The organism is Paenibacillus radicibacter, from assembly GCF_024721995.1.
In the GTDB taxonomy this organism is placed as follows: domain Bacteria; phylum Bacillota; class Bacilli; order Paenibacillales; family NBRC-103111; genus Paenibacillus_AM; species Paenibacillus_AM radicibacter.
On record NZ_JANQBC010000003.1, the window covers coordinates 108,173 to 127,603 of the forward strand.

Annotated in this window: 16 protein-coding genes and 1 pseudogene; 5 read left to right on the plus strand and 12 right to left on the minus strand. The window is 45.5% G+C overall.

From position 1 onward, the window contains the following. The first annotated feature begins 65 nt into the window (after window positions 1–65). Window positions 66–1,157 (plus strand): M24 family metallopeptidase, encoded by a 1,092-nt coding sequence (locus NV379_RS08260; RefSeq protein ID WP_258206830.1) that lies wholly within the window; start codon window positions 66–68, stop codon window positions 1,155–1,157. A gap of 98 nt (window positions 1,158–1,255) precedes the next feature. Here NV379_RS08260 and NV379_RS08265 read toward each other — a convergent pair whose 3' ends face one another. The 4 genes from NV379_RS08265 to NV379_RS08280 all read right to left on the minus strand — a co-directional run bounded on the left by NV379_RS08265 (window position 1,256) and on the right by NV379_RS08280 (window position 5,419). Next, window positions 1,256–2,236, minus strand: a complete 981-nt coding sequence (locus tag NV379_RS08265) for a quinone oxidoreductase family protein (RefSeq protein WP_258206831.1) — start codon at window positions 2,234–2,236, stop codon at window positions 1,256–1,258. A gap of 215 nt (window positions 2,237–2,451) precedes the next feature. Beyond that, complete coding sequence (ant(6), locus tag NV379_RS08270; protein WP_258206832.1) at window positions 2,452–3,303, minus strand: aminoglycoside 6-adenylyltransferase; 852 nt, start codon at window positions 3,301–3,303, stop codon at window positions 2,452–2,454. A 51-nt stretch (window positions 3,304–3,354) separates the two neighbouring features. After that, the gene (locus NV379_RS08275) at window positions 3,355–4,719 is read right to left on the minus strand and encodes a sensor histidine kinase (RefSeq protein ID WP_258206833.1); all 1,365 of its coding nucleotides are present in this window, start codon (window positions 4,717–4,719) and stop codon (window positions 3,355–3,357) included. Between the two features lies 1 nt (window position 4,720). Then, on the minus strand, window positions 4,721–5,419 hold the full coding sequence (locus NV379_RS08280) for a response regulator transcription factor (RefSeq protein ID WP_258206834.1): 699 nt from the start codon (window positions 5,417–5,419) through the stop codon (window positions 4,721–4,723). 163 nt (window positions 5,420–5,582) lie between these two features. Between NV379_RS08280 and NV379_RS08285 the strand changes: the two genes are divergently transcribed. Beyond that, complete coding sequence (locus NV379_RS08285) at window positions 5,583–6,197, plus strand: hypothetical protein (RefSeq protein WP_258206835.1); 615 nt, start codon at window positions 5,583–5,585, stop codon at window positions 6,195–6,197. A 53-nt stretch (window positions 6,198–6,250) separates the two neighbouring features. On the opposite strand, the gene NV379_RS08290 is transcribed toward NV379_RS08285, so the two are convergent. The 7 genes from NV379_RS08290 to NV379_RS08320 form a co-directional block, all read right to left on the minus strand. Next, window positions 6,251–7,903 carry a glutamine--tRNA ligase/YqeY domain fusion protein gene (locus tag NV379_RS08290; RefSeq protein WP_258207177.1) on the minus strand — a complete coding sequence of 551 codons (1,653 nt, stop codon included), beginning with the start codon at window positions 7,901–7,903 and terminating at the stop codon, window positions 6,251–6,253. Between the two features lie 177 nt (window positions 7,904–8,080). After that, window positions 8,081–9,334, minus strand: a complete 1,254-nt coding sequence (locus tag NV379_RS08295) for an MFS transporter (protein ID WP_258206836.1) — start codon at window positions 9,332–9,334, stop codon at window positions 8,081–8,083. Between the two features lie 144 nt (window positions 9,335–9,478). Next, window positions 9,479–10,762 carry a threonine synthase gene (gene thrC / locus NV379_RS08300; RefSeq protein WP_258206837.1) on the minus strand — a complete coding sequence of 428 codons (1,284 nt, stop codon included), beginning with the start codon at window positions 10,760–10,762 and terminating at the stop codon, window positions 9,479–9,481. 162 nt (window positions 10,763–10,924) lie between these two features. After that, window positions 10,925–11,212, minus strand: coding sequence for a ferredoxin family protein (locus tag NV379_RS08305; protein ID WP_258206838.1), 288 nt, complete (start codon window positions 11,210–11,212; stop codon window positions 10,925–10,927). Further along, complete coding sequence (locus NV379_RS08310; protein WP_373426101.1) at window positions 11,209–12,519, minus strand: FAD-dependent oxidoreductase; 1,311 nt, start codon at window positions 12,517–12,519, stop codon at window positions 11,209–11,211. Before NV379_RS08310 ends, NV379_RS08305 begins: the two co-directional genes overlap by 4 nt. 298 nt (window positions 12,520–12,817) lie before the next feature. Continuing rightward, window positions 12,818–13,951, minus strand: a complete 1,134-nt coding sequence (locus NV379_RS08315) for an electron transfer flavoprotein subunit alpha/FixB family protein (RefSeq protein WP_258206840.1) — start codon at window positions 13,949–13,951, stop codon at window positions 12,818–12,820. Between the two features lie 222 nt (window positions 13,952–14,173). Next, window positions 14,174–15,010, minus strand: a complete 837-nt coding sequence (locus NV379_RS08320) for an electron transfer flavoprotein subunit beta/FixA family protein (protein ID WP_258206841.1) — start codon at window positions 15,008–15,010, stop codon at window positions 14,174–14,176. Window positions 15,011–15,398: 388 nt separating this feature from the next. Between NV379_RS08320 and NV379_RS08325 the strand changes: the two genes are divergently transcribed. The 3 genes and pseudogenes from NV379_RS08325 to NV379_RS08335 form a co-directional block, all read left to right on the plus strand. Next, window positions 15,399–17,159 (plus strand): methyl-accepting chemotaxis protein, encoded by a 1,761-nt coding sequence (locus tag NV379_RS08325; protein ID WP_258206842.1) that lies wholly within the window; start codon window positions 15,399–15,401, stop codon window positions 17,157–17,159. A 255-nt stretch (window positions 17,160–17,414) separates the two neighbouring features. After that, window positions 17,415–18,677 carry a Glu/Leu/Phe/Val family dehydrogenase gene (locus tag NV379_RS08330; protein ID WP_258206843.1) on the plus strand — a complete coding sequence of 421 codons (1,263 nt, stop codon included), beginning with the start codon at window positions 17,415–17,417 and terminating at the stop codon, window positions 18,675–18,677. Between the two features lie 74 nt (window positions 18,678–18,751). Then, window positions 18,752–18,877, plus strand: a pseudogene (locus NV379_RS08335) (GNAT family N-acetyltransferase); the annotation flags it as partial. Window positions 18,878–18,908: 31 nt separating this feature from the next. Here the strand turns inward: NV379_RS08335 and NV379_RS08340 are convergent. Next, window positions 18,909–19,418, minus strand: a complete 510-nt coding sequence (locus NV379_RS08340; RefSeq protein WP_373426095.1) for a GNAT family N-acetyltransferase — start codon at window positions 19,416–19,418, stop codon at window positions 18,909–18,911. Between the last annotated feature and the right edge of the window lie 13 nt (window positions 19,419–19,431).

Sequence of the window (19,431 nt, forward strand, 5' to 3'; positions counted from 1 at the left end):
ATGTGTTGACAAGCGCTGGCATTTGGTAGATTCTGAGTTCATATGAAAAAAAGGAGTGGTCAAGAATGAACAGTCGTATTCAAAATTTGTACAGCTTCATGGAACGTCAATCCTTAGACGTCTTGCTCGTAACCATGCCCAAGCATGTGTATTATTTAACGGGCTTCTATACCGATCCACATGAGCGTTTCTTAGGTTTAGTCCTCGTGAAAGGTCAAGATCCATTCTTGCTTGTTCCGTCTCTTGATCTAGAGAAAGCACAACAAACATCTTCGGTAAGCACGATTCATGCACATACGGATACACAAAACCCTTATGCTGTACTGAAGAGCTACTTACCAAGCAGCATCACTAGCTTCGGCGTAGAGAAATCCCACCTAACCGTAGCAGGATTTGAAGCACTTAGCTCCCATGTAGAAGCTAAAGTATGGGCAGATATCGAACAGCCTTTGCGTGAAATGCGCGTGATCAAGACTCCAGAAGAAATTGTAATTATGAAAAAAGCAATTCGCATCGTTGAAGATGTACTTCGTGCAGGTGTAGAGAAGGTACGTGTAGGCGTTACCGAAATGGATATCGTCGCTGAACTTGAATACCAGATGCGTAGATTAGGCTCTCAAGGTCCTTCCTTCGGTACTTTGGTACTTGCAGGTGAGAAATCCGGACAACCACATGGTGAACCGAGTAACAGCGTTATTAAAGAAGGCGAATTGCTGCTTCTTGATCTAGGCGTATTCGCTGATGGTTACGCTTCAGATATTACACGTACATTCGCTGTTGGTGAGCTCAATGCGAAGAACAAAGAAATGTACGATGTCGTGCTTCAAGCGAACCTTCGTGGTATCGAAGCCGTACGTCCTGACGTGACGTTCGCAAGCATCGACTATGCAGCACGCAAATCGATCGTTGACCGCGGTTATGGTGACTACTTCATCACGCGTCTTGGTCATGGGCTTGGCCTTGAAATTCACGAATACCCTTCCGTACATGGTGAGAACCAAGACAAGACGCGTGAAGGTATGTTATTCACAATCGAGCCTGGCGTATATGTTCCTGGTCATGGCGGCGTACGTATCGAAGATGATGTGATCGTAACGGCAGACGGTGTCGAAGTATTAACTTCCTTCCCGAAAGAATTAACGATTATTGGCGTGTAACCGTGCAAAAGGGGCTAAGTAGAATTCATCTACTTAGCCCTTTACTTGTCCATCCAAATCGGTTTATGTAAGAATATCTCTACAATATTAACGGAATCTTACAGATCGAACGTTAGTACAACTTTCCCTGTACTTTGTCTGCTTTCCACGAATTGATGCGCTTGTGCTGCGTCTTGGAATGGGAACTTTGCACCGATCTGGATGTTCAGCTTGCCCTTTGATAGTAATTCGAACACTTGAACTGCTATTTCTTGTAAAATGTCGGGTCGCTCTTTGCGCGTCGTACCTAAACTAAACCCAAGTACCGAGCGGCAGCTTGCATGCAAGTCCTTCGTATTCACGTTGCCATACTTCCCGCTGGAGTTGCCGAATACAACGAGCCTACCGTACTTCGCAAGGCAATTCATACTACTCTCCGTAATCACTCCTCCGACTGAGTCGAGGATAATATCTACACCTCTGCCCGCGGTTAATTCGTTCACTTTAGCAGCAAAATCATCTTGTTCATACACAATTACTTTATCCGCCCCTGCGTCTAATGCAGTCTGGATTTTATTTGGGTGACCCACTGTTCCGATAATAAGTCCAGCGCCAAGTGCTCTGGCAATTTGAATTGCAGTCGTACCTACACCACCAGCGGCAGCATGGATGAGGACAGAATCCCCTTTTTGCAAATGAGATAGACCTGCTAACAACTTATAGCTTAAGAACGAAACAATTCCACACGCACCCGCGGTATCCCAATCGATCTGATCTGGAAGCACATACGTTAAGTTGGCATCTGCTACGATATATTCGGCATACGATCCATCATGAGGAAAAGCAATCACACGATCACCTACCGCCAAATTCACCACGTTACGGCCGACTTGCTCAATGACACCTGCCGCTTCTAATCCAGGTAGGAAAGGCAGCTTCCCTCCCCCTTTATTCCCATGTCTCGCTTTAATATCTGCAAAATTAACACTCGTCGTCTTCACACGAATCAGCACTTGATCTGGATTAGGTGTAGGAATCTCTTGATCCACCACTTTCATGTTGTCCGCTGAACCGAATTGTTCCACGATAACGGCTTTCATCTCATGCACCCCTCATAGTTTCATTTAATGAAATACAGTTTCAACATTCTGAATATATTGTAAAATGTTCAAACCTATTTATCAATCCATTTGAAGGACTCTTCTTTTACTTTTCTTCTAAATGGTAAAAAACTACGAAATCAACAAAGATGGAGACTACGTGCTCATCGTCTTAGGGTAAAAGCTTAAGGATAACTTCAAAGTCGAGTGGGACATTAAATAGATCCGTGAATCTTATCCGTATACAAGGTTATCACCCGATCGTAATCGGGATATGAATAGCCTAGTTTTTCTGCCACAGCTCCAGAGTATTTGCGGAATAACGTATAACAAGTCCGTAACGATTCCCACATCACAAGATCGCTATGCTGCTGATAAGTCGATTGCAAGGCTTCCCAATCTTCTTTAGGCAGGTAGCGATCTATAAATTTATAGTTCTTCCCTACGCTAAAATCATAACCTCGCTCAGCCCCCATGTACCATGCCATCATGCGCAGCAAGTTCGGACGAGCAACCTCGTGTAAGTGATCGATCGCGAACAGCATTTCTTTCCTAGCAAGACCCTTCACGACATAGGTCGAACCCATCCAGAACTCATTACAACAGTCATCGAACTCCCTCGCAGTCGGCTTCTTGATCCAGTATTGACGGTCATCCGCGATCACTTCATTTTTCACAAGACAGTCCTTATCCAGTAAGACCTCTACCAATCCATCACTATTGGCAAAATAATCGTCCGACTCATCCACAGGAATCAGTGTTAAATCTAGCTTATTCCCATCTTCAAACAAGATCAGATACGAGAACCAATTGCCAAGCTCCGCTGGAAACAGCTCCATATCCTCCGGCTTCTGCATCATCAGCCGCTCTCCGAACTGATCCAGCCACGTATCATTCTCCTTAAACGATGCCATATCCGTTACAAAGTAAGAGACATCATAGTCCTGATAAATATCTGGTGTGATATTCGGATTCGTTCGTGATCCTTCTAGTGTGACTAGGCGAATTCGCGAATCGTGCTTGGCATAATCGATGAACAACGTCATCATCTCTTGTTTACTTCTCAATGTTAGAAGCCTCCAATCGCAAGAGCTATACGCTTGTCTAGTTTATTTTTATTACAAAGACTTACACCGATACAAAGGAAAATCAAATTCCAGTCTTGCTCCACCTTCAGGTTGATTATGCGCCGTAATCCCACCTCCACATCTTTCAACAATTGCCCTTGCTATGGCGAGTCCGAGACCGGATTCGCCGTCTTTTCCTTTGACAAAACGATGAAAAAGGGTTGGAAGCAACTGCTCGGAAATCCCCATTCCATCATCTTGTACGGAGATTTGAACCCGAACCCCTTGCTGGTACACATGGATATCAATCTGCTCCTTCGCATAGCGAGCCGCATTGTTTACAACATTAAGCAGTGCTTGCAGCAACTTATCACGATCAGCACGGATGGTTATCGAGTCTGGCGATTCTATATGGTAATGGACATTCAGCTCCAATTGCTTCTTCATTATCGTAGGATTCACTCGCTCTTGTGTCTCTAAGATCATATCCGTTAAGGCAACTTCTTCGAACTGAAAAATATTCTCTTCGCTATCCAGCTTGGCCAGCAACGTCATCTCCGTAACAAGCTTCTTGACGCGCTTTCCCTCGCTCATAATAATATCCAATCCTCGTGAAACACCCTCACCAGCTATGTATCCGTCTTTGATCGCTTCTGCATAACCGGTAATTGACATCATAGGTGACTTCAATTCATGCGATGCATTTTGGAAAAATTGCTTCTGCACTTGATGATAACGCTCCAATTCTTTCGCTAGATCATAGACAGTCTCCGCCACTACGCCGATCTCGCCACCTGCCTGAATGCGCTGAACACCCGAGAATTGACGACACTTCACTTTCTTCAATTCCTCTCTTAGCAACATTAAGGGATGAATGAGCCTTTTTGTAATCAACAAACTAAGTAGATATACCAATGCAAAACCGACGCAAAGCACGATCAACAATTGACCAAACAGCTTCTGCTCGATCTCCTTGATTTTACTGACCGATGATACCAAAGTGAGGTGCCCGTAGTCCGTCACTGCCGAACTTGTTAGATAACGAATATCTTGTCCCGCTATAATTCTCTTCATGTCCTCATTTATTGGCATAGCTGTGCTGATTCCTTGAACAACATCTGTAACTCCTGTCACTCCATCTATTGTTTTTATAGTCGTGGAGATCACCTGGTTATTGGCATCGAGCAGAATCGCCTCAACGTTATTGGTCACCGTAAGCGTGCTGATTTCTTCCGGCATTCTCACAGCTCGCTGACTCATTGTAATCGATAGATTATTGCTAAGTTCCTGAAGTTCATCTTGCTGTTTTCCCATAAAATGATCAAGTAGCACCGTATGTATAATAACAGCCGTAACCGAGAATACGAGCACCAGCAGCACACCAAAAGCAAGATTAATCTGATGGATCAGCTTCATATCAGCAATCCCCTCCATTTAAGCGGTAACCATGTCCCCAGACGGCTTCAATCGGAATATGCTCGGCTTTTTTGCGTAATCGCTTGACCAGATGATCAACCGCCCGATCACTGCCGTAGTAATCTTCACCCCATACGAGCTGCAATAGCTCTTCTCTTGCGAAAGCTCGATTGGGATTTACAACAAGCAGCTTTAACAGATCAAACTCCTTGGAGGTCAGATCAATTTCCACATCCCGCCAGATCGTACAACGATTATTCAACATCAAGCGCAATTGTCCGAGCTGTATATATGTATGTATTGCTGTACTTTCTTCCTCAATCCCCTGAAGCTTCTGCATCCGCTTAAGCTGTCGCTTCACACGAGCTACAAGTTCCCTTGGACTAAATGGCTTAACTAAGTAATCATCACTTCCCAGTTCAATTCCCAGAATTTTATCTACTTCATCATCTCGAGCAGAGATCATAATAATCGGAACCTCGGCGCTACCCCGAATCCTCCTGCACAATTCATAGCCGTCCATCCCAGGCAACATAATATCAAGTACCCACATATCTGGTGGATTCTGCTCCCATAGCTCCCACGCTTCTTCAGCAGTTCCCAAACCGATCGTCTCTAGGTTTTCTTGGCGCAAGTACGTTTCAACGAGCTCTCTAATATATGGATCATCATCCACAATCGCGATGCGATAATTGTTCATTTAGCCTGCCCCCTCTAACAATGAAGCTAGTATACCAAATGCACCTTAAGTTCAGATAAATTGCCATTCTTTTTCCACAATTATAGACTTCTTGTGCCACACTTTGTCCGTAGAATGAGTCTTGTCAACAACAAATAACCCAATTCAAGGAGCGTGCCTATTTATGAAAAAGAAAACGATTTTAAGTTCCGTACTATCCGCAATGTTATTAACCGCAGTAGCTGTTCCAGCCTATGCAAGTACAACAAATGACAAAGGATTAAGCTTCACTGCAGTTGGAAAAAATCTATCCGTCACAATGGCAAGTAAACCCGCATTAAATCCCATAGAAATTGCAAAAGAATACGCTCCAGAAACATTGCAAGACTGGGAGAAAGTAATGAAACAGCTTCAAGTAACTTCCTCCGCTCATGCTGTAACTAGACTCGCAGTTAAATCAAGTGATTCCCTGGGGGAAACAGTTACTTTTAAAGATGCCGTTTTCGCAACAGAGTTGCTTCCAACCAACACAGGAACAGCAACAGCAACAGCAACAACATCCGCTGTATCAGAGAACATGCTGAATACAATAGATATGAAGAAGGTAGCTGGTGAAGTTGTATTCGGAATGGCTACGCTAGATGAGAAGGAAATGGCTGTAAACGATGCCCATAACCAAGCACATACCGAACTAGAAAAAGCCTTGGAATCGAAGGATTCCAAAGCCATTAAGACCAGCCTTGCCAAGTTGCTTGTGCTGTTCCAAGAACAAGCTGCAAAACTTGCTGATTCAAAGTAAACCTCAATTGTAAAACAAATAAAATCCCGACCTCTCACAGGTCGGGATTCTTGTTATTTAAATGAACTCTTAAGCGAAACGATCAAGTTAAACACGGGCTTCTCAGGTGTGGAAAGCTTGGAATCCACGTTGAAGTAGCCGTGACGGAACATCTGGAACTTGTCCTGTGGCTGTACATCTTTCATGTTCGGCTCGATGAAACCTTGAAGCACTTCAAGTGACGCAGCGTTGATGCGGTCTAGGAATGTTGTACCTTCCTCAGATTCTGCCTCATCCAAGATCAGTGGCTCGTACAGACGGAACTCGGATGCAACAGCTTGAGTCGCCTCCACCCAGTGAAGCGTACCTTTGACTTTACGTCCTGTAAAGCCGCTGCCACTCTTCGTCTCCACATCATACGTACAACGCAGTTCAACCACGTTACCCGATTCATCCTTAATCACTTCTTCACACTTAATGAAGTAAGCATGCTTCAGACGCACTTCGTTGCCAGGGAACAAGCGGAAGTACTTGCTCGGTGGATCTTCCATGAAGTCGTCTTGCTCGATGTAGATTTCACGAGAGAACGGAATTTGACGAACGCCCATCTCTTCATTCTCTGCATTCACTTCTGCCTCTAACATCTCGACTTGACCTTCTGGATAGTTCGTAATGACAACTTTAAGTGGACGCAGTACGGACATCGTACGTGGTGCCTTGAGCTTCAAGTCTTCACGAATGAAGTGGTCAAGCTGTCTGGAATCGACAATACTATTGCTGCGGGAAACCCCGATCTCACGTGCGAATGCACGAATCGACTCCGGTGTAAATCCACGACGACGTAAGCCCGAGATAGTCGGCATACGCGGATCGTCCCAACCATCAACAACACCTTGGTCCACAAGTTGCTTAAGGTTACGCTTGCTCATTACCGTATTCGTCATGTTAAGGCGCGCGAACTCGTACTGATGCGGCACATGCTCCATCTCGCACTCAGCGACTACCCAATCATAGAGCGGTCTTTGATCTTCAAATTCTAATGTACAGATCGAGTGAGTAATGCCTTCGATCGCATCTTCAAGCGGGTGCGCGAATGCATACATCGGATAGATGCACCATTTGTCCCCAGTATTGTGATGTTCAGCATGGGAGATACGGTAGATGGCAGGGTCGCGGAAGTTAATGTTCGGTGAGCTCATGTCGATCTTCGCACGAAGCGTCTTCGATCCGTCTGGGAACTCCCCTTTACGCATACGATCGAATAAGTCCAAGTTCTCTACTACAGAACGATTTCGATAAGGGCTGTCTTGACCCGGCGCAGTTAATGTTCCACGCATTTCGCGCATTTCTTCTGCGTTCAAGTCACACACGTATGCTTTGCCTTTTTTGATCAAGAGCACAGCACGGTTGTACATTTCTTCAAAATAATCGGATGCGAAGAACAGATTATCCCATTCGAATCCAAGCCATTTCACATCTTCTTTAATCGATTCTACATATTCCACGTCTTCTTTAAGCGGGTTCGTATCGTCGAAACGAAGGTTCGTCTTACCGCCATACTCATCAGCCAGTTCAAAGTTCAAGCAAATTGACTTGGCATGTCCAATATGCAAATAACCATTCGGCTCAGGTGGGAAACGTGTCATAATCGTGTTCACTTTTCCTTCACGAAGGTCCTCAGTTACGATTGTTTTGATAAAATTGTTAGCAGTCGGTTTATTGTCCATCATTCTCAACCTTTCATACTGGATACTACTCCACGTAAAACTCATTGTTACCATAATACGATTTACAAAATCAGTTGTCCAATGAAAAAGGACCTAGCATCAAAGGAAAAAGCCGATAAACAACACGATTCACGTGTGTCTAACGGCTTTTCGAAACTGTATTTAAGCTATATTTACTTAAGCCGACTCTTGCACTACGCTCTCATTGCCTGTTACGCCTTCTTGATAGCCACGCTTAAGCAGCGGAAGCATTACCAAGACACCGACAAGGAACAAGGCACCAGCGAGTCCATACATGAATACGAGTGAAGATAAGCTTAAGAGCCATCCCGATAGACTCATCGTCACAACCATAGAACCCATAAACATTGGATTTAGAATGCCGTTCACTCGGCCGAGGAACTCTTCTTCCGAGTTTTTCAAGATCATCGTCGTGATTCCAATCTGGATACACGGCATAATGAGACCACTGAAGAACTGGATCACTAGCGTTAACCATAACTGCGTAGACATACCGAATCCGATCATTGTAATTGCACTCACCGACATTCCGATCGCAAGTAGATGTTGGGGCTTCATGTTCTTCGCAAAGCCCATTACGATTACACCGCCAATGATCATCGCTACACCGTTCACCGTAAGCATCCATTGCAAGTATTCCTTCGGCAATCCTAATTGCTCTGTTATCAAGAAGATACCAAGTGGTTGGATAAGTCCGATTCCGAGGCCTGCCGCAATAAAGCAACCACCTAACAATTTAAGGATCTTCTTACCCATCACATAACGTACACCTTCAGCGAGTTCACTCGTAATCTTAGTTGGTTTTTTATCTTCTTCCAGCACACGATCTGCCGGCAGCCAAAGAAGAGCAATTGCAGATAGAATAAATGCTGTACCTGTCACAGCGATCGATACCATAATACCGAACTGCACAAAGATGAATGTTCCAATAATCGGTCCTAAAATCATGAAGAGTGCCGCCATCGTCTGATTAATGGACATCCCCATTTGAATCTGATTTTCAGGAACGTGAAGCTTAAATAGCTTCATACCCGAAGGCTGCGAGAACTGTGAAAGAATTGCCGAGACTAACGTTGCGAAGAATACGGCCTTCCACGTTCCAAATTCCATAGACAATAAGACGATTAGAATGGATGCCGCACTTAGCAGCTCACACGAAATCATTGTCCGCTTCGGACGCCAACGATCTGCGAAAGCTCCTCCAATAAAGGAGAAAATAAAGATCGGTGCAAACTCTGCAACCGAGATCATCGAAATTGCTAATTTATCTCCGTTCGTCTGATCCATGACGTACATCAATATTGCTAAATTTCTGACCCAAATTCCGATATGCATGAACAATCCCGACAATAGAATTGCCTGCACAAATCGATTCCTAAAAAATGTTCCCACACTTGGGGCATTACTCATTTATTCCCAATCCTCTCCCTAGATGCGGTACACATGAGATGCGCCAGCCACCTTTTATCAATAAACTAAGTCTACATAATTGTGTGAATCACCGGATCAGTCTCTAGTTGGATATACGCTGGTCCAATAGGATGAAATCCTCGACTACTTAGTATACGCATTTCCTTTTAAAAAATCACGCATATGTTCGATTGTTAGCTCCGCATTTACAATCGGATTACGGTAGGAAGACGTGAACGCATCTCCTAGGTGATAGTCGCGTAGCGCATCGGTATCCTTAAGCACATTCCCCGTCAGAATACAGACTGCTGTCTCATCTTTATGAATCGTTCCTTGGGTGATGAGTTTACGCAGCCCCGCCACAGTTGCAGCTGACGCCGGTTCACAGCCAATACCACTTTGATCCACCTTCGCTTTTGCATCCATAATCTCATCATCCGTGACTGAGCATGTAACGCCAGTAGTCTGTTCCAAAGTACGAAGTGCCTTCTGCCAGCTCGGCGGGTTACCAATATTGAGCGCAGACGCTCTTGTATACGGATTCGGCTGTGGAGTAAGCGTATCTTCTCCTTTCGCCACCATCTGATGGAACGGACTTGCACCCTCAGCCTGCACAAGTGCTACACGAGGTACTTTGTTAATCAAGCCGAGTCGCTTCAGATCCTCAAGCCCCTTACCGAGCGCCGTCACATTACTTAATGCCCCACCTGGAATCACAACCCAATCGGGCATTTCCCAATTTAAATACTGAGCAATTTCAAAGATAATACTCTTCTGCCCCTCGATCCGCCATGGATTAATGGAGTTACAGATGTATAAACCTAGCTCTTCAGAATACTTTTCATAGAAATGGATACCATCATCATAAGTGCCATCAAAGCTGATTACGTTTGCCCCATAGGACAAGGTTTGTAGTACTTTATTGAGGGAAATATTCTTGTTCGGAACAAATACGTAAGAGGTGCATTGTGCCAGGGATGCGTACATCGCAAGTGATGAGGAGGTGTTGCCAGTGGACGTGCAAGTGAAGCGCTCATAGCCGAGAGATCGTCCATGGGATACCGCAACTGTCATGCCGTTGTCTTTGAAGGAGCCGCTCGGATTCTCGCTCTGTGCTTTAAGTAAGATGCGGCGAATGCCCGTGTATTGCTGCAGCAATTCTGAGCTATACAATCCTGTATTGCCTTCATATTTGGTTACGATACATGATTCCGGAATTTCAGGAGCAATGAGTTCTTTATAACGCCACACACCGCTTGCGTATGGAGTCATACGCTCTGACAATCGGTCGCGGAACACTCTTTTTAAATAATCAGCATCTAGGTTTGCATTGTCATGGATGATGTCATAAAGCCCTCCACACGTACATTGGTACTCAAACTTTCCAGTTGGTAGTTCTCTTTCGCAATCCACACATTGTAATCTCATCCGATTGACTCTCCCTTTATTTAATATAATTAAATTTTCTGATAAATAATGACTTAACGCCTAATATATCGGATACACACCCGTATGTAAACGAAAAAAACAGGCTTTGGCACAATAATTGTACCGCTGCCTGTAGGATATAACGGATGAATTCCTATCTGCTTATCCGAATTTATACGTAATACCGTGACCGCCCTTCGGATATACCCAATGAATGTTATCCGATGGACATGCAATTCGGCACGTGCCGCATTCAATACAGTTCTCGTATGCAACCGTTGTGATCTTCAGTTTCTTCTCCCATTCATACACATCAGATGGGCAAAAATAGTTGCAATCCTTCGTCGTACACTTCACACACGTATCCGACTCTTTGATCACCAAGTGGGACTTGTCATCACATTTGTAACGAATCGTAAATAACTTTTCCGAAACGTCGCAGCTGCTCATCCGTTCATCGCCCTCCATCCCTTATACCCTAGTTTCATCAAATTCACAGTACCACCGGCTGCATTCTTAATGAGTTTCACTGCCATCTTCTGCTTCTCAGCCTTACTAATGCCATCAATTAAGAACATGTTATAGGCAGCTTCATTCACAGCGCGTGGTAGCTTATCGAATAGCAACTCAGGGTCTTGCTCTCTGAGGAATTGGTGCATGCCTTTATACTTCTTGAGGTCTTTATGGACAAAAGAGTTCCTGATCTTCTCGTCGTACGTCTTGAGCGTCGCCGCTGAGAAACTGCCTTGCGCTTTCGCCTCAACAATCGCTTCACCCGCAAGACGACCGGATGTCATCGCCAGATTCGTTCCTTCCCGATGGACGAAGTTCACGAGTTGTGCAGCATCCCCACACACGACCCAACCATTACCGGACAGTGGCGGAATCGAGGTGAATCCTCCCTCAGGAATGAGATGACCGGAGTACTCCTTCGTCTCTCCACCTTGAATCAGCTTACGAATCATAGGATGCTGCTTCACCGAATCAAGGATGGCGTACGGCTTCACTTTCTTATCGCGCAGATGATTCACCATAACCCCTACGCCTAGCGAGATCGTATCCTTATTCGTATAAAGGAAACCCATGCCCGCCATACCGAGCGAAGTCTCACCCATGAACTCAATCGTAACGCCTTCATCACCTTCCACCCCGAAGCGATCTTCGATCTTCTCCCGAGGCAGTTGAATGACTTCCTTCACCGCAAGTGACACTTCGTCAGGCTTCCACTCTTTGTGGATGCCCATGGCTTTACCAAGCAAGGAGTTCACCCCATCAGCGATGACAACGACGTCTGCGTACAGGTCGCCATCCTCCCGATCGGTCTTCACACCAACGACACGATCCCCTTCACGGATCACATCGACAGCGACGGTTTCGTAGACGGGCAGCGCTCCTGCGCTGACAGCCTTCTCCGCAAACCATTGGTCGAACTTCACACGAAGTCCGGTGAAACAGTTGAACGGTTCTTTGTACGCCTCATTACGATGACCGAATGTCACCATCGATTCCTTGCCCATCATCCAGATGCGCTGCTCGACGATGTAGCGCTCCATTGGGAAGTTCTTTTCCGTCCAGAACTCAGGTACGAGTTCTTCGATCTGCTTGCGGTATAGGACGCCACCGAATATATTTTTCGCGCCAGGGAATTCGCCTCGCTCAAGTAACACAACTGACAATCCTGCCCTAGCCATCGTTAAAGCTGCCGCTGCTCCAGCAGGTCCTCCACCTACGACGATTGCATCGAATTTTTCATTCACAGAGGTTCGCTCCTTCACGGATTGGTGAGTGGGCTCAAGAATGCGTCGCTGCGTCGAGAAGAGCTTCATCGTGCGTATGCCTTTAATAAGTTCGAACACTGCAGAAAAAAAAAGTACTTTCGGTCGCTGTCTCAATCGTGAATTTTGAATTTATTTTATTGTATTTTCACGATTTCAAAGGCGATCACTTCGTTCCTACAGTACATTTTTTTCTCTTCCGTTAAACTTATTAAACGCATCTTCGTGAAGTAGTTCTTTTCAACTCCGTGTCATTCTTGACCCCGCTCCCTTGTTAACATTATTGAACCGTTCCTGCTGCGGTTTCCTGGTGGGATTGATCCACATCATCGAGGATAGATGGCTTAGGTGGTTGTTCGGGCTTGGCGTCGATGCCGAATATGCCGCGGCGCTTCTTTACTTCGGCGGTGATGGCTGGCACGATACGGAATAAATCGCCGACGACGCCATAATGCGCGAATTGGAAGATCGGTGCTTTGTCGTCCTTGTTGATAGCGACGACGATATCTGAGCCGCTCATGCCGACGGTATGCTGTACGGCTCCTGAGATACCAATTGCAAAGTACAACTTCGGTCGCACAGTGAATCCGGTCTGACCGACCTGATGCTCATGCTTAATCCAGCCTGCATCAACGGCTGCACGGGATGCTCCAACTACCCCGCCCAGCGCATCAGCCAGCTCCTTCAGCATCGCAAAAGGCTCTGCCCCACCAAGTCCACGGCCACCAGCAACGATCACTTCCGCTTCTTCCAAGTGAATGCTGCCGGTCTCCTGTATGAAATCAATGACTTGCGCGGCAATTTCGTCCTCGTGCATGGTGTTCTCAATTCGAATAATCTCTGCTGTTCGTGTCACATCACGAGGTAACGCTTGAAACACGCCTGCTCGTGCTGTCGCCATCTGTGGGCGGTACTGTTTGCACAGAATGGTCGCCATCATTTTCTCAGAAAATGCCGGTCGGCTTGCAAGAAGCAGCCTTGACGGTGGCAGCTCTACATCCAGCTCTGTCGTATCTGCTGTCAGTCCCGTTGGCAAGTGCGTTGCAATTGCCCCCGCGAGATCGCGCCCCGTTGCCGTCGCGCCGAACAGTACAATTTCCGGCTTTGCATCGTGAATTAATTTCAGACATACACGGCTGTACGGTCGTGTGCGGTAATCCCGCAGCTCTTCTGCCTCACACAAATACACTTGATCGGCTCCATAGTAAATTGCCTCTTGGGCAAGATGCTCCACTTTGTCGCCCATCACAAGCGCCATCAGCGGCACTTCCAGTTTCGCAGCGAGCTTCTTACCTTCTCCAAGCAGCTGCCACGACACTTTCTTCGCCTCTCCTGCGCGCTGTTCCACGACAATCATAACCCCGCGGTAAGCCGACCAATCCGGCATATCATCAAGCTGTTCCTGTCTTGCCATAAGTTACGCCCTCCCTTGACTCTCTCATGACTTTCGTGCGTTTTCAAAAAGTTAGGTTACTCCAGAGAAAAAAGCACTTCCGGTCGCTCTCTCAATCGTGAATTTTGAATTTATTTTATGGTATTTTCACGATTTCAAAGGCGAACGCTATCGCTCCTACAGTGTATTTTTTCTCTTCCGTTAAACTTTTTGAACACGCAGCTCCATTAAACAACCCCACCCTTACGACGTCCAGCCCAATCGCTTCGGTAGCTCCGCATCCCACAGCTTGCCGCCAAGTGCCTCAGCTATCGCCTCAGGTGAATCTCCTTCCACACGTTCAGACTTCACAGATTTAATCTCTGGTACCCATGTCTTCGATACGATTGTTGGTGACCCTTTGAGCCCAATCTTCGCTTTCTCGAGGCCCGGGAAGTCGGCTGTTGTCCACACTGTCGGCTTATACCGCGCGGCACGAATCATGCCTGGCAAGGAGGCACGTCTTACTTTATTCAATTCCTTAAGCGCCGTAATGAGTAGCGGCATCTGGGTCTCAACGACCTCGATTCCATCTTCGAGCAAGCGCTGTACCGTTACTTTGCGATTCACTTCGTCTACCTTCACGACCTTACTTACATATGTAAGTTGTTCCAAATCCAGACGACAAGCAATGCCAGGCCCAACTTGTCCTGTATCACCATCAAGTGTCTGTTTGCCGCAGAACACCATATCTACCGGTCCCCAGGTCTCTGCGACCTTTGCGATTGTACTTGCCACCACATAGGAAGTTGCTAGCGTATCCGCCCCTGCAAATCCACGATCCGTCACAAGTACCGCTTCATCTGCCCCTAGCGAAATGCACTCCTTGAGGCTCTTTTCCGCAGGCGGCGGACCCATCGTTACCACCGTTACTTTCGCACCCTGTTCATCCTTGATTCGCAGCGCTTCTTCCAACCCGTGCAAATCATAAAAATTCACAATACTCGGTACCCCTTGGCGGATGAGCGTGTTGTTCTTCGGATCAATGCGAATTTCCCTGCTGTCAGGTACCTGCTTGATACATACAACAATATGCAGCATGATGATTATCCCTCCAATTTTGTGAAAAAAGGTACATATGAGGTTACTAGAAAAGTACTTCGCATGGTGTAGACAAGTTGTCCTATGGACGAATCAGCATTTATCTCTACTATATGCAGCAAAACGTCTGGAATGACACAACCTTTCGGCTTAAGCCCCCTTTTCCATATGAAAGTAAAATACCTATGTGTAATTGATTCGTTTCATTCCTGTAAAATCCTTTGATAAATACACAAAATTTTCATATTTTTACTAAAATATTTTTTCTCAATATACATACAATTCCGTCTAATTGCGCTCATGCATTTTTATAAAGGAAAATGAATTTCAAGTGAGGAATACTAATTGTGACGACTTCACAAACATTCAGTCAGAAGGGATATGAAACATGCAACAGCTGTGGCACAAATTGTTAAATTTTAATATTGGGTTCAAAATGCTAGGAATTTTCTTGGGGATTCTTATCATCCCTGCTCTAATAACAGGTTCTTTCAGCTATAACGAAGCACGTCAGGAAACGGAGAAGTTGATCCATGCCAATTTAAGAAACAATGTCAAAATGGCGATTAACACGATCGCACAGCTTGATCAGTCCGTCAAACAAGGCGTAATGAAACTTGAAGATGCCGAGAATCAGATCAAGATTCTATTGCTCGGTGAAAAACAAGCGGATGGCACACGACCGAATCAATCCGGTCTTGATATGGGCGAGCACGGTTATTTCTACATATTGGATCAGAAGGCGAATGTAATCGCACATCCAACCTCAGAGGGTGCAGACTTATGGAACGACAAGAACGAAGATGGTATCTATTATGGTCAGGTAATTGTTGAGAAAGCGCGTAATGGAGGTGGATTTACGAACTTCTCTTGGCCGTTTCCTGGTACAGATCGATTAGAACCGAAAGTGACGTATTCCGAGAAAGATCCAAATTGGGGATGGATTATTAATGCGGGCTCATTCGAGAGTGATTACAACCATGGTCAAAAGACTATCTTGTACACCATCATTATCTCTTCACTTCTATGCAGTGTACTTGGCGGAGTGATTGCTTTCTTCTTCTCCAGGCATCTAGTCAAACCACTTCAGCGCATTAATGACAGCTTCAAACTCGTTGCTAGTGGCGACCTTACAGCTCCTATTGATCTACAGCCTTGGCGTAAAGATGAAATCGGTCATGTCATGGCAGGCTTTACCGAGATGAATGGGCAGATCAAGAAACTTGTCACCCATATTCAGTCTAGCAGTTCACATGTTTCAACGGCATCCGACCATTTGAATTTATCGGTTACGGACACTTCTGCTGCTTCCAAACATATTGCAGCAGCCATTCAAGAAATTGCTACAAGCGGTGAGAATCAGGCTAACCAATCGGTTGAAAGTGCGATTGCAGCTGAAGAGATGGCAGAAGGCATCAAACGTATTGCATCCTCTTCCACAATAGCCTTTGACACATCCGCTCAATCAGCAGAACAAGTCGAAGTCGGTCAAAGTTCACTACAGCGTTCAATGAATCAAATGCACACCATCCAAAATCGCGTAGGTGGTATTTCGCAGCTAGTCGAGCATCTGCATGAACGCTCTGGTCAGATTGAACAGATGGTTAGCACAATTACACGGATTTCAACGCAGACAAATTTATTAGCCCTTAATGCCTCCATCGAAGCCGCACACGCAGGTGAACATGGTAAAGGCTTTGCTGTTGTCGCACTTGAAGTACGTAAACTTGCTGAACAATCCAATTCCACTTCCAAGCATGTGAATGAGATTGTATTGGCGATTCAAAGTGACATTCAATCCATCGTTGCAGCCATGAACAGCACACAGCAAGAAACTCAGAGCGGTATCGTACTCATCCAAGAGACGCAAGCAGCTTTCCAAGAAATCGTTCATGCTACCAAACAAGTTGTCATGCAGATTGAAGAGGCATCGGCTGCAGCTGAGCAAATGTCTGCAAGCACATCACAAATTTCTTCATCCATCGACCATATTGCGAACTTATCTGGAGAGACACTCGCTTCTACCCAGAACATTCTAGCTGCCGCTCAAGAACAGCTCACAAGTCTAGAAAATATGTCCTCAGACAGTCAATCGATGAAACAGCTAGCACACGAATTACAAGAAATAATTAGTCGTTTTAAGGTATAAATATACATTTCTCAAAGCACTTGGCACGATTTTTGCCAGGTGCTTATTTCAAACAAACCCTTACCCCGCTTCATTTGTAACCGTTTTCTGAATTTTATGATAAATATTGCTTATGTTTATGAAAACAATAATTAATTTCCCTAATGGAGGATTGCTAACATATAATGTGAATCAATCGAATCCGTTAAAGCACTAAAGAATAATTTTATTTCAATATACAATCCTAATGAACGAGAAGAAAGGTTGGTAATCCCTATGCAAACAACTGTTAACAACACAGAATCCTTGAACCCTTTTGAAATCGCACAGAAACAAATCGACACAGCAAGCGCACTTCTTAACTTACCGCAATCCGCTATCGACATTCTCAAAAGACCCAAGCGTGTACTTACGGTAAACTTCCCTGTGAAAATGGACGATGGCAGCGTTCGCGTATTCGAAGGCTACCGTTCCCAACACAACAATGCAATCGGCCCGACTAAAGGCGGCATTCGCTTCCACCCGGACGTAACACTTGATGAAGTAAAAGCACTATCCATGTGGATGTCCTTCAAGTGCGGTGTGGTTGGTCTTCCTTACGGTGGTGGTAAAGGCGGCGTTATCTGTGATCCTCACGATTTCAGCAAAGGTGAGCTAGAGCGTGTAAGCCGTGGCTTCATGGAAGCAATCGCAGATATCGTAGGACCGGAAACGGATATTCCTGCACCAGACGTGTATACAACACCTCAAATCATGGGTTGGATGATGGACACTTATAGCCGTCTTAAAGGCGTACATTCCCCAGGTGTCATTACAGGCAAACCGCTTATTCTTGGTGGTTCCAAAGGTCGTAACGAAGCAACAGCTCGCGGTTGTGTCTACACAATTATTGAGGCATTAAAAGAAGTTGGACGTGAACCTGCTGGTGCTACGGTTGCTGTCCAAGGATTCGGTAACGCAGGTCGTATTGCAGCGAACTTGCTTGCTGAACTAGGTTGCAAAGTCGTTGCAGTTAGTGACTCCAAAGGCGGTATCTATAACCCTGCTGGTCTTGATGTTGAAGCAATCGGTCAATTGAAAGACACAGCTTCCATCCTTGATTACGGCAAAGAATACCACATCACGAATCACGATTTACTTGAGCTTGAAGTGGATATCTTGATTCCAGCTGCACTTGAGAACGTAATTACACTTTCGAATGCAGACAACATCAAGGCGAAGATCGTAGCCGAAGCCGCGAATGGTCCAACGACTCCAGATGCTGACAAAATTTTGTTCGGCAAAGGCATTGTTGTTATCCCTGATATCTTGGCGAATGCAGGCGGCGTATCCGTATCCTACTTCGAGTGGGTACAGAACCTCATGAACTTCTACTGGTCCGAAGAAGAAGTGAACGAGAAGCTAGGTGTGAAGATGGTTTCTTCTTACCAAGCCGTTAGCAAACTTGCTAACGAATACAGCACAGATCTTCGTACAGCAGCTTACATGATCTCGCTTAAGCGTATTACGGAAGCGATGCAAGCTCGCGGTTGGGTGTAAGATAATAATTCAATAGACATGATAGAAGCAGCTTCCAGTACGATTTAGGGAGCTGCTTTATTGTGTGAGGAGGAGTCAGTATTTTTGATCCACGTAATCAACCTTCCATGCGTGTTGCCGAGAAGATTGGATTTACCGTAGAGAAAGAGACATTCATTTTCGGTAAAGATCACCTAATCTACTCTAGCCAATCTTCTTAAAAATAGGAAATAAAAAAAGGGCGGCTTCCGCCTACCCCACCCGCTTGCCTACAATGACCAAATCCCGCTCCACGCTATCAAGTACAGCGACACGTGGGAAATGACCCCAGCGCTCGAAGCCGTATTTTTCAAACAACTTTAAGCTTGGCTCGTTATGTCCAAAAATAAATCCGAGAATCGTATGTACATCAAGCGTCGCACACGCACTTATTGTAAACTCTAGGAACCGTCTACCTAAACCTTGTCCACGAAACTGCTCTGACACATAGATACTAATCTCTACCGTTCCGAGATAAGCAGGTCTGCCGTAGAAGGATTGAAAGCTAATCCAGCCACAAATTTGACCCTCGATCTCACCCACCCAAAGCGGACGAAGATCATTCGTATGCGCATGGAACCACGGCAGGCGACTTTCCACCGTTACAGGCTGCGTATCTGCCGTCACCATCCGCCCGGCAATCGTCGAGTTGTAAATCTCAACAATCGCAGGGAGGTCCTCAATCTGTGCATACCTCATTGTTAAATCACTCATTATGTCCATAGCCTCCCATCAA